This is a genomic window from Variovorax sp. YR566 (assembly GCF_051992195.1).
Lineage (GTDB): Bacteria > Pseudomonadota > Gammaproteobacteria > Burkholderiales > Burkholderiaceae_C > Variovorax.
Map to the genome: position 1 here is coordinate 247,971 of NZ_CP197092.1, position 14,007 is coordinate 261,977.

The following is a 14,007-nucleotide window of genomic DNA, read 5'->3' on the forward strand; positions in this document are numbered from 1 at the left end:
ACATCCCCATGAGCAACCTCAACGACTACCTCGCCGAGAAGCGCGCCGCCGTGCTGGCACGCAATGCCGCCGTCGAAGCGGGCACCGCACAGCCCGTGCAACTGAAGGCCAGCGTGAAGGCAGAAGGCCGCAGCGGCGTGCGCCGCCTGCGCATCCGCGAGCACCAGATCATCAGCGACAGCCCGCCGGACTTCGCGGGCTACAACCTCGGCCCCAGCTCACCTGAGTTGCAGCTGGGCGTGCTCGGCACCTGCGTCACGCACATCTTCCTGATCCAGGCGGCCGAACGGCAGGTGCCGCTCGAAAGCCTCGAAGTGGAAGTGACCGGCATCATCGATCCGCGAGGCGGCAAGCCGGGCCACGAGAAGACGCCGATCTGGCCGCACGAGATCGGCTACACGGTGCACATCGATTCGCCCGCAAGCCGCGAAGATATCGACGCGCTGTTCGAGGCGGTGGAGCGCAACTGCCCGATCCTCAACCTGCTGCGCAATCCGCAGACCATTCGCGCCGAGGTGAAGCTGGTCAACTCGAAGGCGCAAGCGGCGAAGAAGGAAGCCGATGCCATCGCTGCTTGAGATACGCGGCCTCGTGCGCCGCTTCGGCGGGCTCACGGCCGTCGATGCCGTCGACCTGCACGTGGGCGAGGGCGAACTGCTGAGCGTGATCGGGCCGAACGGCGCGGGCAAGACTACGCTGTTCAACCTCGTCACCGGCCTCGACAAGCCTGACGCGGGGCAGGTGCTGTTCGACGGACAGGACATCACCGGACTGCCGGCAGAGCAGCTCGCGCAGCGCGGGCTGGCGCGCACCTTCCAGCATGGGCGTGTGTTCGCGAACCTCTCGGTGCTCGACAACGTGCTGGTCGGCGCACACGCGCGGCTGCGCGCCGTGAAACCTCGCATCGGTGGTGTGCCAGGGTTGGGTGCGTTGGCCGAACTCGCGCTCGCGCTGGTGCAGCCCGGTGCCGTGCGCCGCGAAGAACAGGCGCTGCGTGAGGAGGCTCGAGAAATCATCGCGCTCTTCGGCGAACGCCTCGCACCGCGCATCAATCACCCCGCGTACAGCCTCTCGTACGCCAACCGCCGCCGCGTGGAGATCGCACGGGCGCTGGCGCTCAAGCCGCGCCTGCTGCTGCTCGACGAGCCCACTGCCGGCATGAACGAGAGCGAGACGGCGGAGATGCTGGAGATCATCCGCGGCCTGAAGGCGCGCGGCCAGACCATCCTGCTGATCGAGCACAAGCTCGACCTGGTGATGCAGCTGTCCGACCGCGTGGCCGTGCTCGACGACGGCCGCAAGATCGCCGAAGGCCTGCCCGACGAAGTGCGCAACGACCCGGCGGTGATCGAGGCGTACCTGGGCCATCGCCATGTCGGAGAGGCGGTGCCCGCATGATCGCCACCGTCGCGCGCACCGGTCTTTCTCCTTCGCCCCTCTGGGGAGAGGGCAGGGACGAGGGGCTGCCCGAACGCGCCGCTGCACCTGCTTCCAGCGGGTCGCTGCAGCCCCTGCTCCAGCTCAGGAAGATCAACAGCTTCTACGGCCCCGTCCAGGCCCACTTCGACCTCGACATCGAAGTGCGCAAGGGCCAGATCGTCAGCCTGCTCGGCGGCAACGCCAGCGGCAAGTCGACAACAATGAAGATCGTGCTCGGCCTGCTCAAGCCGCGCTCGGGCGAAGTCAATTTCAACGGCGAGTCGACGCTCGGCCTGAGCACGCCGCAGATCATCCGCCGCGGCATAGGCTCGGTGCCCGAAGCGCGCCGCCTGTTTCCCGCAATGACCGTGCGCGAGAACCTGCTGATGGGCGCCTACGCGCGCAGCGACCGCAAGGCCGTGGCCGAAGACCTCGAACGCATGCTGGAGCTGTTTCCGCGCGTGGCCGAGCGCATCGAGTTCCAGGCCGGCACGCTCTCGGGTGGCGAGCAGCAGATGGTGGCGATGGCGCGCGCGCTCATGGGCCGCCCGCAGCTCATCTGCATGGACGAGCCGACCATGGGCCTGTCGCCGCTGTACGTCGACAAGGTGCTGGAGCTCATCGCGCGTATCAACAGCCAGGGCGTGTCGGTGTTCATGGTCGAGCAGAACGCGAGCCTTGCGCTGCAGATTGCGCATCACGGCTATGTGCTGCAGACGGGGCGCATCGTGCTCTCGGGCCCGGCGCGCGAGCTGCTGGCCGATGCGCGCATCCGCGATGCCTACCTTGGCGGTGATGGCGCGGCGCGCACTGCTTCCTGATCCGGCCATCCACGGGAGAAAACACATGCCATTGAAACTCGACCACATCGTCATCGCGGTGCACGACCTCGAACGCACCATCGCCGACTACGGCGCGCTGGGCTTCCATGTGCTGCGCGGCGGCGACCATCCGGGCCGTGCCACGCACAACGCGCTGGTGGTGTTCGGCGACGGCAGCTACTTCGAGCTGATCGCATGGCGCGAACCGTCGCCCACCGAACGCTGGTGGCAGCTGCTGCAACGCCACGGCGAAGGCATCGTCGATTTCGCGCTGCTGCCGCGCGACACCGCCGCCACCGTGGCCGACGCGAAGGCGCGGGGGCTCGCACTCGATGGCCCGCTCGACGGCGGCCGCGTGCGCCCCGATGGCGAGCGCCTGCGCTGGCAGACGGCGCGCGCGCCTTCGGCCGACTTGCCCTTCCTGTGCGGCGACCTCACGCCGCGCGCATTGCGCGTGCCCGAAGGCGATGTGCGCGTGCATGCCAACGGCGCGCTCGGTGTGGCGAGCCTGGCCATTGCGGTGCGCGATCTCGACGCCACGCTGGCGCGCTACCGCGCCTTGCTCGGCACCGTGCCTGACGATGCCGACACGCACATCGGCGAGCCCGTGGCGGTGCCCGGCAGCAACGTGCGGGTGGCGATCATCGCGTTGGGAGGCAGCGTGCTCGTGCTTTCATCGCCGCGCGAGAACAACAATGTGCCGGATGCGGAGGAGGGCAGCGGCATCCTCGCGCAACGCATTGCGGCGCGCGGCGAGGGCCCGTATGCGCTGGTGCTGCATACCGACAGGCCGCAATCGACCGGCACCTTCGACCTTGCACGCGCGCATGGTGCACTGATCGAACTCGACCTGCCACCGCTGGACCGTCACGTGAAGCACGGCAGCAGCTCGCGCAGCGACCAGGTCAACAGCCTGGTCGGCGGATGAGCTGGCCGTTGCCGCACCCTTGAGCATCTTGTATCGACGTTAGTGCCCGCCGAGATGTGCCTTGCGCAGTTCGGCCTGCATCTTCTTCTGCATACTGGCACTGCTTGCATTCAACAAGCGGTTGTTTCAGTCCTCATGAAGGAGAACCGGTATGAGAAAGCTCATCCTCCAGATGCAGATGTCGGTCGACGGCTATGTCTCGCCGGCCAATGGCAACCTCGACTGGCAACTGTGGGGCTGGGGCGAGCGCTGGGGCTGGGACGACAGACTGAAGCAAGACTTCAACGCCGTCTTCGAAGGCATCGACACCATCCTGCTGAGCCGGCTGATCGCGGAAGAGGGCTACCTCGACCACTGGGGTCGCGCGGCGAAGAACTTTCCTGTGAACCCGCACTACGCTTTTGCGCAGAAGATCGTCGATGCACGCAAGGTGGTGCTCACCGACAAGCTCGCGGCCTCGCGTTGGGAGCGTACCGTCATCGCGCGCGGCGACATGGCCGAGGAGGTGAATGCGCTGAAGCGTCAATCGGGCAAGGACATCATCACCATCGGCGGTGTCGGCTTCGCATCCGCGCTGGTTGCGGCAGGGCTGGTCGACGAGTTCCAGTTCTTCGTGAACCCCATGGCGGTGGGCGCGGGGCGTTCGGTGTTCCACGACCAGCGCAAGGGCCACAAGCTGCGGCTGCTGCGTTCGACGGCGTACGAATGCGGCATGGTGGTCAACTGCTACACGCCGGGTTGAGCGGCTTGAAGGACAAGGCGCCGCGCGGATACCAGCGCTTACCTGATTTCACCTGACCGCGACCTGAAGTGCCCGAAGCGGACACAAGTGCGGCCCACAATGGACTCGTCATCAACGCATGAAGGAGTTCCAGATGATCAGCAATTCAAAGAGCATGGCAGTCGCCGCAGCAGCGCTCGCGATGTGCATGGCCGCAGGGAGCGCCTTTGCGCAAGACCGTCATGGCGATGGCCGCCCGGGCGATGGCCGTCCAGGCGACGGACGCTATGAACAGCGCGACCGCAATTTCGACCGTCGGGGTGGTCCGCAAGGCGGTTACTACCGCGGCAACCAGGACTTCCGCGACGGCCGCCAGTTCGATCGCCGTGGCTTCCCGCAGCCGCATGCCGAATGGCGCCGTGGTGGCCGCGTGCCGCCCGAGTACCGTGGCCGCAACTACGTGGTGCAAGACTGGCGTGCCTACCGCCTGCAGCAGCCGCCCCGTGGCTATCAATGGGTTGGCGTGGGCGGAGACTTCGTGCTCGCGGCAATCGCCACCGGTGTGATCGCAAACATCATCGCTGGCCAGTAAACAGCCGGCCAGACAGCACAAAAACCGCCACAGGCAACTGTGGCGGTTTTTCTTTTGATGGAACGCCGGAGCCGGTCTTCAGACCAGCGCGGTGGGCGCCGATTGGGCGCACACATTGCGCCCGGTGATGGTCAACCGCAGGCCGCCACCATGCCACTCGAGCCAGTTGAGGCTCACATACGCGTCGATGTCGGCGTCGTCGATGCGGTCTGCCTGGCGGCTTTGCAGCAGCTCTACCGTTGCGGGCAAGGCTCGTCTCAATCTCTCACGCCGCTCGGCTGCATTGGCCGCCTTGAGGGCGGCCCTTGTTTGCTGTTGCTGCTGCTGCGGGGTCGATGCCATTGCTGATCCGTTTCCAGGAAGCCAGGGAATTAACCCGAATGTACGCCCCTTGTGTGAAGCTGCATTCTTCTTTTTTAACCATTCTGTCGTCCGCAGTACACACCACGCCGCAGCCTCTGGACAGGCTCTAGATTTCGTAGTGAGAGGCCCTGGCCTCGTCGCCCAGGGCCTTCTCGACGACCGCGCGCGTCAGCGTCGGCGCGAACGACTCGATGAAGGCATAGACGTACTTGCGCAGGTAAGTGCCACGCCGCACCGCGAGCTTGGTGAGGTTGATGCCGAACAGCCGCCCCGCATCGAGCGCGCGCAGCTGCGTATCGCGCTCGGCTTCGTAGGCCACGCCGGCGACGATGCCAATGCCCAGGCCCAACTGCACGTAGGTCTTGATCACGTCGGCGTCCATCGCGGCCAGCACGATGTTGGGTTGCAGCCCGCGCTGCTCGAAGGCTTCGTCGATGCGCGAGCGGCCCGTGAAGCCCGTGTCGTAGGTGATCAGCGGATAGCGCGTGAGCGCTTCGAGCGTCAGCGGGGCGTCGAGCAATGGATGCTCCGGCGGCACGATCACCGAATGTGTCCAGCGATAGCAGGGCAGGGCGACGAGCTGCGGATAGTCGCCCAGAGCCTCTGTGGCGATGCCCACGTCGGCCTCGCTGTCGAGCAGCATCTGCGCGATCTGCTTGGGAGAGCCCTGGTGCAGGTGCAGCTTCACGTTCGGAAACTGCGCGCGAAACTCCTGCACCGCCACCGGCATCGCATAGCGCGCCTGCGAGTGCGTGGCGGCCACCGAGAGCAGGCCGCTCTGCTGCGCGACGAATTCCTGGCCCGCATGGCGCAGGTTGCTGCTCTCCATCAGCATGCGCTCGATGATCGGCAGCACGTGCCCGCCGGGCTCGGTGAGCCCCGTGAGCCGCTTGCCGGCGCGCACGAAGAGCTCGATGCCGAGTTCCTCCTCAAGCTCGCGGATCTGCCGGCTCACGCCGGGCTGGGAGGTGTGAAGGGTGTGGGCGACTTCGGTCAGGTTGAAGCCGCAACGAACGGCCTCGCGTACCGAGCGCAGTTGTTGAAAGTTCATCTGGCGCGGAAGAGTCATCAGGGCCCCGGTTGGGACCGACCGGCGATTCTCGGCAGAAGTGCTTATTCGGGGAACGATGCGTTTGTTGGTTTCACATGAGTAAAACATCTTTAAGGCGCTTCAGGAGTGGCCTCTTGAGATTTCGCACGACTGTGCTAAAGTTCGCCGCATGGACGCCAAGACCCAGAAAAGCGAACTCACCCGTGCCGCCATCGTCGGCGCGGCGATGAACCTTGCGCTGGCCGAAGGCCTTGAAGCGATCACGCTGCAGGCCGTGGCCAGCCGGCTGGGCCTGTCCAAGAGCGGCGTGTTCTCGCGCGTGGGTTCGCGCGAGGCGCTGCAGAAGGCTGTCATCGAAGAGTACGGCCGCGGCTTCCTGGCCGAGGTGTTCGTGCCCGCCATGCAAAAGCCCAAGGGCCTGCCCCGGCTCAACGAGATCGTCGCGCGCTGGATCGCCCGCACGCGTGACGTCGAAATGCACACCGGTTGCCTCTACACAGCCGGCGCCTTCGAGTTCGACGACCGCGAAGGCGAGCTGCGCGACATGCTGCTGGGCGAGATCACCCGCTGGCGCGCTGCGCTGCGCCGCACCGTGCTGCAAGCCATCGAGACCGGCGAGCTCAAGGCCGACACCGACCCCGCACAGCTCGTGAGCGAAATCAACGGCCTGACCATGACCCAGCTGCACGACGCGCGCTTCCTGCGCGATCCGCAGGCCGCCGACCGCGCCATGCAGACCTGGCAGCGGCTTCTTTCCAGCTACCTCGCCTGACCTGTTCACGAAGCAGGCGGATCTCTCACGTTTCCATTTGCCATAATTTCGCACAGTCGTGCGATAAACAGGAGAAGCACCATGCTGATCATTGCCCTCTTTCTTGCCGCCTACGCGCTCGTCGTTGGTGCCAAGGGCCTTCGCGACACCTTGCGCAGCCTGCCCCGAAGCAACCAGGACTGGGTCTGGTACTGAACGCCCTGAAGGAACGCCACGCCATGACGAGCACTTCCACCCCGACTGCCGGCCATGCCGCGCAGTCGAACTACTACAAGCCCAGCCGCACGATGCGCGCGCTGCGCTTCGGCCTGACCACGTCGCAGCGCCTCTGGCCCGCGCTGGGCGTGCGCGCCGCCTACCGCCTGTTCGGCACGCCGCTGCCGCCCAAGTGGCTCTACCGCGGCCAGGGCCCCGGCGCGGAATGGCGGCGCGAGGGCTGGGCCTTCGAAGACGCGAGCGTCGGCATCTACCACCTGGCTGCGCAGGACTCGGGTGCCGAGTCGGCGCCGGTGGTGCTGCTGGTGCATGGCTGGGGCGGGCACGCGGGGCAGATGCTGCCGCTCGCGCAGGCCGTGGCGGCTGCGGGCCTGCGGCCCGTGTTGCTCGAGCTGCCGGCGCATGGCCGCAGCGCGGGCACGATGAGCAACTCGCCGCAGTTCGCGCGCGCCATTGCCTACGTCACGGCCCGGCTCGTGGCAGATGGCCACGCGTTGCGTGCCGCAGTCGCGCACTCGCTTGGCGCCAACGGGCTTGCGCTCGCTGCGGCGCGTGGCCTGCCGGCAGAGCGCCTCGTGCTGCTCGCGCCGCCTGCCTCGCCGCGCGAATACACGCGCTACTTCGCGCACACCTTCGGTCTCAACGAAGCCACGCGCCTGTCGATGCAGCGGCTGTTCGAATCGCGCGAAGGCGTGCTGATGCCGCAGCTGGAGCCGGCCGCCGTGGGCCCGCGCATCGCGCAGCCCACGTTGATCGTGCATGACCGCGACGATCGCGTGAACCGCTTTGCCGACGCCGAGGCGTATCGCGACGCGATAGCGGGCGCCCGGCTCGTGGCTACGCAGGGCTGGGGGCATCGCCGCATCCTCAAGGAGGCCGAGGTACTGGCGCAGGTCACGCGTTTCGTGGCGGCTGACTGAACGCGGCGCGCTACCAAGTAGGGTGGACGGGCGTGAACACCGGCCTGAACAGGTGCCGCCGCACGATCTCCCCATACCCCCGGTAGTAGAAGTTGCCGTTCGCCGCGAGCACAGCCGCGCGATGCTTGCGGAAATACACCGGTATCTCGTACCAGGGCATGGTGGGCGCGCGGTGGTGCACGTGGTGCAGGTTGTTGAAGAGGTACAGCAGCCCGAACACGAGATTCGATTCGACGATGGCCACGCGCTCGTGCGGCGTATCGGCCCAGCGATGCTCGGTGAAGGTACGCAGCGACCCCAGCATCATCCCCGGGTACACGAAGTACAGCAGGTACTCGCCGAAGCCCATGCCGCAGACGACGGTCACGTAATACAGCACCGGCGCCACGCTCAGCGCATGCCAGAGCCACGTCGGCAGGCGCGAGAAATTGCCCGACAGCACCTGGGCGGTTTCGAAGCGCACCAGCTTCCACAGCCGCAGGAACGGCCCCAGCACCACGCGGAACGCGATCGTCTGGTTGGCCATGTAGATCCATCGCCACACCAGGCCGTAGCCCGCCCACGCAGGCGCGGAGTGGTAGGCACTCTCGTTGTCGCGCTCCGGGTGCGTGAGGTGGAAGTTGACGTGGTGCGAGCTGTGGCCGCGGTTGTAGAACGGATACGGCAGCCACAGGTTCAGCGGCGGCCACACCACCGCGTGGCGCAGCCACTTCGGCAGGTGGCGCATCGCATGAATGCTCTCGTGCTGCAAAGAGAAGTGCAGTTGCGCGAGAAAGCCGCCGGCAAGGAACAGCGCCCAGCCCGGCAGCGCCGTGTGCCACCACAGCAGCGCGGCCCATGCGGCATAGAGCACGGTGGCCAGCAGCAGCGTGGGCACTTCGTAGTGCCACCACCAGTGCCGGCGTGTGCGTGCCAGGGCGATGGACGGGTCGGCAGTCGTTGTCATGGTGCGAAGGACTGCGATGCTAGGCATGAAGAACCTGTCTGCATGCGCGCATTTCGCATAAGCATCGGCGTGAAACTTCTTTCCCGCATTGGCGCTATGCGGTCTACGCTTGGTGTTCTTGCCGTTGTTCAGGGTGCGATCACGCCGATGGGGGACATTCGCGGAGGGGAGTACCCGGTGTCATTCGCACGCACCCCGAAAGCAAGTACACATGAATCCGACCAGGGCAAAAACCGTCACCCCCGCAGACCTGCAGGCTCTGCTGCTGCAAGAGCCCGCAGCCGAGCTGGCGCTGCTCGACGTGCGCGAAACCCGGTGGTTCGTCCAGCGCCACCCCAACCTCGCGCGCAATGCACCCTTCAGCGGGCTCGAACTGCAGGTCGGCACGCTGGTGCCGCGCCGCTCCACGCCCGTCGTGCTCTACGACGACTACAACGCGCCCGACGGCGTTGCACAAGCCGCCGTGGCCGTACTCGCGCGCCTGGGCTACACCGACGTGCGCACGCTCGACGGCGGCCTGCAGCGCTGGGTGACCGAAGGCCTGCCCGCCATCGACGGCTACGGCACGCTGGTCAAGGCCTTCGGCGACCGCGCACGGCTGCACTACGGCACGCCGGCACTGCCCATCGAAGCGCTGCGCGCACGCCAGCGCGAAGGCCGGCCGACCACGCTGGTCGATGCGCGGCCGCGCGCCGAGTTCGAATTTCTCTCGCTGCCCGGCGCGCGCAATCACGCAGGCACCGAGCTGGCGCTGCGCCGCTTCGAGCCGCACGGGGCTGATGACCATCTCTGGGCCATCAACTGCTTCAGTCGCACCCGCGGCATCGTCGGTGCGACCACGCTGCGGCTGCTGGGCCGCGCGCCCGATGCAGTGTTCGTCGAGGACGGTGTCATGGCCTGGGGCCTGCAGGGCGCACCGACCGTGCAGAACGCAGCCCCCAGCGACGAACTGCCGCCCGAATCCCCCGAAGTGCTGCGCCGCATCGCCGACGACCTGCTCGAACGCTTCGCCCTGCCCGTGGCCGACGCCGCACAGCTCGCCCACTGGCGCGACGACAACGACCGCACCCTCTACGTCTTCGACGTGCGGCCTGCCGCCGACCCGGCCTTCGTGGGCACAGGCGTGCAGCAGGTACCGGGTGGCCAGCTGCTGATGCATTTCGAGAACCTCGTCGGCACGCGTGGCGCGCGCATCGTGCTGCTCGACGATCCGGCGCATCGGCTGCGCGCCGCCATCACCAGCTTCTGGCTCACGCAACTCAACCAGGCCGAGATCTACGTCTATGAAGGCGAGCTGGCACCGGACCAGGCACCGCCTGCCACCGCAGCGACGGTGAACGATGCCCCTTCGCCTCTCGCCCCCGACGCGCTGGCCCAGTTGCGCAGGAACGGCGCCGTCACGGTGATCGACGTCGGCCCCAGCCTCGACTACGAGCGCGGCCACCTGCCGGGCGCGCTCTACATGCTGCCGGCCTCGCTGGCGCCACTGGCTTCGCACGCCGTGGCTGGTCGCACGCTGGTCTTCACTTCGCCCGACGGCACGGCCGCCGCCCGCGTGGCGCGCGATGCGCACCAGCGCTGGCCAGGTTCGGGGGCGGTGTTCACCTGGCTCCAGGGCGGAACACAGGGCTGGAAGGCTTCCGGCAGGCCGCTCGCGACCGCTTTCGTGGCGGCCCAGCTGCTGACCCCCTTCGACGACGACTGGGGCTCGGTGATGCGCGTGTTCGGTCCGCGCCGCGATGCGGCCTGGGCCGACTACCTCGCGTGGGAACGCGCATTGGCAGAACGGGTCCTGCAGGACCCGTCCGTGCGCTTTCGCTTCTTTCCGCTCAGCGCGCCGGCGCAGGAGTCGGGTCGGGCAGCTCGATCTTGATGTCGAGCACTTCGAGGTTGTCCTGGGTCTCCAGGTGCACCTTGATGTCTTCCGCGTTGATGGACACGTACTTGGAAATCACCGCCACCAGCTCGCGCTGGAGTTCGGGCAGATAGTCGGGCCGCTTCTTGCCGCTGAGGCTGGACCGCTCGTGGGCGAGGATGATCTGCAGCCGCTCCTTCGCGACGCTGGCAGTCTTCTTCTTTTCGCCCAGCAGGAACGAGAGAAAGGACATGGACTACTTGCCTCCGAAAATCCGCTTGAAGAAGCCCGGCTTCTCGGCGTCGACGAAGCGCATCGGCTTGTCTTCGCCGAGAAAGCGCGCCACCACGTCGCTGTAGGCCTGCGCCACGTCGGTTTCCTTGTCGTGGATCGCGGGCACGCCCTGGTTGGAAGCGTGCAGCACGCTTTCCGACTCGGGGATCACGCCGATCAGCTTGATGCGCAGGATGTCCTGGATGTCTTCGAGCGACAGCATCTGCCCGCCCGCCACCCGGTTCGGGTTGTAGCGGGTGATGAGCAGGTGCTCCTTGATGGGCTCGCTGCCGTCCTTGGCGCGCTTGGTCTTGCTGCTGAGCATGCCCAGGATGCGGTCCGAGTCGCGCACCGAAGAAACCTCGGGGTTGGTCACCACCAGCGCCTCGTCGGCGAAGTGCATGGCCATCATGGCGCCGGTCTCGATGCCCGCGGGCGAGTCGCAGACGATGTATTCGAAGTCCATCGCGGCGAGGTCGGTCAGCACCTTCTCCACGCCTTCCTGCGTGAGCGCTTCCTTGTCGCGCGTCTGCGATGCGGCCAGCACGAACAGGTTGTCGCACTGCTTGTCCTTGATGAGTGCCTGGCTCAGGTTGGCTTCGCCCTGGATGACGTTGATCAGGTCGTACACCACGCGGCGTTCGCAGCCCATGATCAGGTCGAGGTTGCGCAGGCCCACGTCGAAGTCGATCACCGCCGTCTTCTTGCCCGCGAGCGCGAGGCCCGACGCGAAGCTGGCGCTCGTCGTCGTCTTGCCGACGCCGCCCTTGCCCGAAGTCACCACCACAATTTTGGCCATGGCCATTCCTTCTTGTTTCGATTCAGTTGTTGCTTGTCAGGGTCGCCGCGTTCCGTGAGCCGGTGATCCGGGTCATGGAATAGCGTCGATCGCAATTTTCTTGCCGTCCAGCCGCACCTGGGCCGACTTGCCCAGCACCGTGTCGGGCAGCGGCACCTCGTTGGTCCGGTAGATGCCCGCAATGGCCACCAGCTGCGCTTCCATGCAGGTCGAGAAGATCCGCGCCTCGGTGTTGCCCCGCGCGCCGGCAATGGCCTTGCCGCGCAGCGGTGCGTACACATGCACGTTGCCGTCTGCGATGACCTCGGCGCCGAAGCTCACCACCGCCGTCACCACCACGTCGCCGCCCCGGGCGTACACCTGCTGGCCCGAGCGCAGCGGCTTGTCGATCAAGAGCGTGCCGTTGGCCGGCACCGGCACCTCGCGCACGATCTGCGGGGCTTCCGAGGCGGGGGCCTCGGCCGGCGGCGCCGGGGCGCGAGGTGCGGGGGCTGCGGGCATGGCCGCCACCGAAAGGCCGGCAGCCCGGGCCGCGGCGTTCTGTTCGGTATTGCCGCCGCGCACCGCGATGGGCTGGGTCTGGTGGCGCGCCAGCAGGCTGCGCAGGGCCGCAAAGTCGATGTCGCCGGCGGCTTCGCCACCCTCGCCGTGTGCTTCCTGCAGCAGCGAGAGGTCGATCACCACCGGCTCCTGCTCGAAGAAGTCGGGCGAATCGGCCAGCTGGGCGTCGAGTGCCTCGGCCAGCACGTCCAGGTCGGACGTCTTGAGGATCACTGCGATCAGCGGCAGCGTGGCGCTCTTGAATTCGAAAACCGCCTTGGTGCGCGCGGCGGAGACATCGGCCATTGGAAAACGTCGGTGCGAAAAGCGTTGGAGTCTAACGGGCGCGGGCCAAACCCCGGTGAACCGCCCCCGCTTCAGGCCCCTCGGAGAACACTTCTTTCATGAGGTTGCACTTTTCCGGGGGCTTCTCTTCAGTTCTTCGAACGGCCCAGCAGGGCATAAAGAATGATCGCGCCGAAGGTCGCGGTACCGATGCCGCCGAGAGCGAAGTCGCCGAATTTCAGCGTGAAGTCGCCCGTGCCGATGATCAGCGTGATGGCCGCCACGATCAGGTTCTTGTTCTGCGAGAAGTCGACCTTGTTGTCGACCCAGATCTTGGCGCCGGCAATGGCGATCAGACCGAACACCACGATGCTCACCCCGCCCATCACCGGCAGCGGAATCGCCTGGATCAGCGCGCCGAACTTGGGGCTGAAGCCCAGCACCAGCGCGATGACGGCCGCCACCACGAACACCGCCGTCGAGTAGATGCGCGTGGCCGCCATCACGCCGATGTTCTCGGCGTAAGTGGTCACGCCCGTGCCGCCTGCGGCGCCGCTCACCACCGTGGCAATGCCGTCGCCGATGAAGGCGCGGCCCATGTACGGGTCGAGGTTGCGGCCCGTCATGGCCGTCACCGCCTTCAGGTGGCCGAGGTTTTCGGCCACAAGGATGATCGCCACGGGCGCGATCAGCAGCATCGCGTTGGCCGTGAACACCGGCGTCGTGAAGGTCGGCAGGCCGAACCACGCCGCGTTGGCAATGCCGCTCAGATCGACCGGCTTGCCCATGCCCATGACGTTGGTCAGCACCGCATAGACCACAGTGGCCAGGATCAGCCCCACCAGGATCAGCAGGCGCTGCAGCATGCCGCGCGCGAACACCGCCACCAGGCCCACGCAGAGGAAGGTCACGGCCTGCATCCACGAGTCGAAGTTGCTGGCCGCCATGTTCTTGATCGGCACGCTCGCCAGGTTGAGGCCGATCACCGCCACCACCGCGCCCGTGACCACCGGCGGCATGAAGCGCTCGATCCACCCCGTGCCGACGGCCTGCACGATGGCCCCGATCAGGATGTACACCACCCCGCAGGCCACGATGCCCCCCAGAGCCACCGCGATGTTGGCGTTTGGCCCCTTGCCCGCATAGCCGCTGGCCGCGATCACCACGCCGATGAAGGCGAAGCTCGAGCCCAGGTAGCTGGGCACCTTGCCGCCGGTGACGAAATAGAAGATCAGCGTGCCGATGCCGCTCATCAGGATCGCGATGTTGGGGCTGAACCCCATCAGGATCGGCGCCAGCACCGTGGCGCCGAACATCGCGATGACGTGTTGCACACCCATGGCGCCGGTCTGCAGCCAAGGCAGCCGCTCGTCAGGCGCGATGACCGCGCCGTTGGCCAGCGAGGACGCGGGCCGTTCAGTCCAGTTGAACATTTCTTGTCTCCTCTTGTTGGTTGTTGGTGGGGCGTGATTGTGGTCGATGAACCCCGCGCTGAACACACCGCAA

The 14,007-nt window shown here is 66.8% G+C and carries 16 protein-coding genes; 9 read left to right on the forward strand and 7 right to left on the reverse strand.

Annotation, left to right across the window (positions count from 1 at the left end; genetic code table 11):
• The first annotated feature begins 8 nt into the window (after positions 1 to 8).
• The 6 genes from ACTG4X_RS01235 to ACTG4X_RS01260 all read left to right on the forward strand — a co-directional run bounded on the left by ACTG4X_RS01235 (position 9) and on the right by ACTG4X_RS01260 (position 4,481).
• Positions 9 to 578: an OsmC family protein gene (locus tag ACTG4X_RS01235; RefSeq protein WP_440533107.1), complete on the forward strand. Its 570-nt coding sequence runs from the start codon at positions 9 to 11 to the stop codon at positions 576 to 578.
• Positions 562 to 1,398, forward strand: a complete 837-nt coding sequence (locus tag ACTG4X_RS01240; protein WP_440533108.1) for an ABC transporter ATP-binding protein — start codon at positions 562 to 564, stop codon at positions 1,396 to 1,398. Before ACTG4X_RS01235 ends, ACTG4X_RS01240 begins: the two co-directional genes overlap by 17 nt.
• The gene (locus tag ACTG4X_RS01245) at positions 1,395 to 2,240 is read left to right on the forward strand and encodes an ABC transporter ATP-binding protein (protein ID WP_256329367.1); all 846 of its coding nucleotides are present in this window, start codon (positions 1,395 to 1,397) and stop codon (positions 2,238 to 2,240) included. Before ACTG4X_RS01240 ends, ACTG4X_RS01245 begins: the two co-directional genes overlap by 4 nt.
• 25 nt (positions 2,241 to 2,265) lie before the next feature.
• Positions 2,266 to 3,168 (forward strand): VOC family protein, encoded by a 903-nt coding sequence (locus ACTG4X_RS01250; protein ID WP_440533109.1) that lies wholly within the window; start codon positions 2,266 to 2,268, stop codon positions 3,166 to 3,168.
• A 151-nt stretch (positions 3,169 to 3,319) separates the two neighbouring features.
• Positions 3,320 to 3,910 (forward strand): dihydrofolate reductase family protein, encoded by a 591-nt coding sequence (locus tag ACTG4X_RS01255; RefSeq protein ID WP_440533110.1) that lies wholly within the window; start codon positions 3,320 to 3,322, stop codon positions 3,908 to 3,910.
• Positions 3,911 to 4,043: 133 nt separating this feature from the next.
• The gene (locus ACTG4X_RS01260) at positions 4,044 to 4,481 is read left to right on the forward strand and encodes an RcnB family protein (protein WP_093076666.1); all 438 of its coding nucleotides are present in this window, start codon (positions 4,044 to 4,046) and stop codon (positions 4,479 to 4,481) included.
• Positions 4,482 to 4,559: 78 nt separating this feature from the next.
• On the opposite strand, the gene ACTG4X_RS01265 is transcribed toward ACTG4X_RS01260, so the two are convergent.
• Together ACTG4X_RS01265 and ACTG4X_RS01270 are read right to left on the reverse strand one after the other, a co-directional pair.
• Complete coding sequence (locus ACTG4X_RS01265) at positions 4,560 to 4,823, reverse strand: hypothetical protein (RefSeq protein WP_093057093.1); 264 nt, start codon at positions 4,821 to 4,823, stop codon at positions 4,560 to 4,562.
• Positions 4,824 to 4,950: 127 nt separating this feature from the next.
• On the reverse strand, positions 4,951 to 5,895 hold the full coding sequence (locus ACTG4X_RS01270; protein ID WP_440533111.1) for a CysB family HTH-type transcriptional regulator: 945 nt from the start codon (positions 5,893 to 5,895) through the stop codon (positions 4,951 to 4,953).
• Positions 5,896 to 6,064: 169 nt separating this feature from the next.
• On the opposite strand from ACTG4X_RS01270, the gene ACTG4X_RS01275 reads away from it, so the two are divergent.
• The gene (locus ACTG4X_RS01275; protein ID WP_093076513.1) at positions 6,065 to 6,667 is read left to right on the forward strand and encodes a TetR/AcrR family transcriptional regulator; all 603 of its coding nucleotides are present in this window, start codon (positions 6,065 to 6,067) and stop codon (positions 6,665 to 6,667) included.
• Between the two features lie 218 nt (positions 6,668 to 6,885).
• Positions 6,886 to 7,803 (forward strand): alpha/beta fold hydrolase, encoded by a 918-nt coding sequence (locus tag ACTG4X_RS01280; RefSeq protein ID WP_093174718.1) that lies wholly within the window; start codon positions 6,886 to 6,888, stop codon positions 7,801 to 7,803.
• Between the two features lie 10 nt (positions 7,804 to 7,813).
• On the opposite strand, the gene ACTG4X_RS01285 is transcribed toward ACTG4X_RS01280, so the two are convergent.
• Entirely contained in the window at positions 7,814 to 8,749 is a 936-nt protein-coding gene (locus tag ACTG4X_RS01285) for a fatty acid desaturase (protein WP_093174720.1), read from the reverse strand.
• A gap of 211 nt (positions 8,750 to 8,960) precedes the next feature.
• On the opposite strand from ACTG4X_RS01285, the gene ACTG4X_RS01290 reads away from it, so the two are divergent.
• Positions 8,961 to 10,622 (forward strand): rhodanese-like domain-containing protein, encoded by a 1,662-nt coding sequence (locus ACTG4X_RS01290; protein ID WP_440533112.1) that lies wholly within the window; start codon positions 8,961 to 8,963, stop codon positions 10,620 to 10,622.
• Here ACTG4X_RS01290 and minE read toward each other — a convergent pair.
• The 4 genes from minE to ACTG4X_RS01310 all read right to left on the reverse strand — a co-directional run bounded on the left by minE (position 10,579) and on the right by ACTG4X_RS01310 (position 13,934).
• Positions 10,579 to 10,857: a cell division topological specificity factor MinE gene (gene minE, locus ACTG4X_RS01295; protein WP_093057088.1), complete on the reverse strand. Its 279-nt coding sequence runs from the start codon at positions 10,855 to 10,857 to the stop codon at positions 10,579 to 10,581. The two genes, ACTG4X_RS01290 and minE, sit on opposite strands and share 44 nt — an antisense overlap.
• A gap of 3 nt (positions 10,858 to 10,860) precedes the next feature.
• Entirely contained in the window at positions 10,861 to 11,676 is an 816-nt protein-coding gene (gene minD / locus ACTG4X_RS01300; RefSeq protein ID WP_093057168.1) for a septum site-determining protein MinD, read from the reverse strand.
• 72 nt (positions 11,677 to 11,748) lie between these two features.
• Positions 11,749 to 12,522 (reverse strand): septum site-determining protein MinC, encoded by a 774-nt coding sequence (gene minC, locus ACTG4X_RS01305; protein WP_440533113.1) that lies wholly within the window; start codon positions 12,520 to 12,522, stop codon positions 11,749 to 11,751.
• 128 nt (positions 12,523 to 12,650) lie between these two features.
• On the reverse strand, positions 12,651 to 13,934 hold the full coding sequence (locus tag ACTG4X_RS01310) for a solute carrier family 23 protein (RefSeq protein ID WP_093057086.1): 1,284 nt from the start codon (positions 13,932 to 13,934) through the stop codon (positions 12,651 to 12,653).
• Positions 13,935 to 14,007 lie beyond the last annotated feature (73 nt).

What these genes read in the sequence shown, in the direction of transcription:
- ACTG4X_RS01235 (WP_440533107.1), top strand. Translation starts at nt 9, where the DNA reads ATGAGCAACCTCAACGACTACCTCGCCGAGAAGCGCGCCGCCGTGCTG.
- ACTG4X_RS01240 (WP_440533108.1), top strand. Translation starts at nt 562, where the DNA reads ATGCCATCGCTGCTTGAGATACGCGGCCTCGTGCGCCGCTTCGGCGGG.
- ACTG4X_RS01245 (WP_256329367.1), top strand. Translation starts at nt 1,395, where the DNA reads ATGATCGCCACCGTCGCGCGCACCGGTCTTTCTCCTTCGCCCCTCTGG.
- ACTG4X_RS01250 (WP_440533109.1), top strand. Translation starts at nt 2,266, where the DNA reads ATGCCATTGAAACTCGACCACATCGTCATCGCGGTGCACGACCTCGAA.
- ACTG4X_RS01255 (WP_440533110.1), top strand. Translation starts at nt 3,320, where the DNA reads ATGAGAAAGCTCATCCTCCAGATGCAGATGTCGGTCGACGGCTATGTC.
- ACTG4X_RS01260 (WP_093076666.1), top strand. Translation starts at nt 4,044, where the DNA reads ATGATCAGCAATTCAAAGAGCATGGCAGTCGCCGCAGCAGCGCTCGCG.
- ACTG4X_RS01265 (WP_093057093.1), bottom strand. Translation starts at nt 4,823, where the DNA reads ATGGCATCGACCCCGCAGCAGCAGCAACAGCAAACAAGGGCCGCCCTC.
- ACTG4X_RS01270 (WP_440533111.1), bottom strand. Translation starts at nt 5,895, where the DNA reads ATGAACTTTCAACAACTGCGCTCGGTACGCGAGGCCGTTCGTTGCGGC.
- ACTG4X_RS01275 (WP_093076513.1), top strand. Translation starts at nt 6,065, where the DNA reads ATGGACGCCAAGACCCAGAAAAGCGAACTCACCCGTGCCGCCATCGTC.
- ACTG4X_RS01280 (WP_093174718.1), top strand. Translation starts at nt 6,886, where the DNA reads ATGACGAGCACTTCCACCCCGACTGCCGGCCATGCCGCGCAGTCGAAC.
- ACTG4X_RS01285 (WP_093174720.1), bottom strand. Translation starts at nt 8,749, where the DNA reads ATGACAACGACTGCCGACCCGTCCATCGCCCTGGCACGCACACGCCGG.
- ACTG4X_RS01290 (WP_440533112.1), top strand. Translation starts at nt 8,961, where the DNA reads ATGAATCCGACCAGGGCAAAAACCGTCACCCCCGCAGACCTGCAGGCT.
- minE (WP_093057088.1), bottom strand. Translation starts at nt 10,857, where the DNA reads ATGTCCTTTCTCTCGTTCCTGCTGGGCGAAAAGAAGAAGACTGCCAGC.
- minD (WP_093057168.1), bottom strand. Translation starts at nt 11,676, where the DNA reads ATGGCCAAAATTGTGGTGGTGACTTCGGGCAAGGGCGGCGTCGGCAAG.
- minC (WP_440533113.1), bottom strand. Translation starts at nt 12,522, where the DNA reads ATGGCCGATGTCTCCGCCGCGCGCACCAAGGCGGTTTTCGAATTCAAG.
- ACTG4X_RS01310 (WP_093057086.1), bottom strand. Translation starts at nt 13,934, where the DNA reads ATGTTCAACTGGACTGAACGGCCCGCGTCCTCGCTGGCCAACGGCGCG.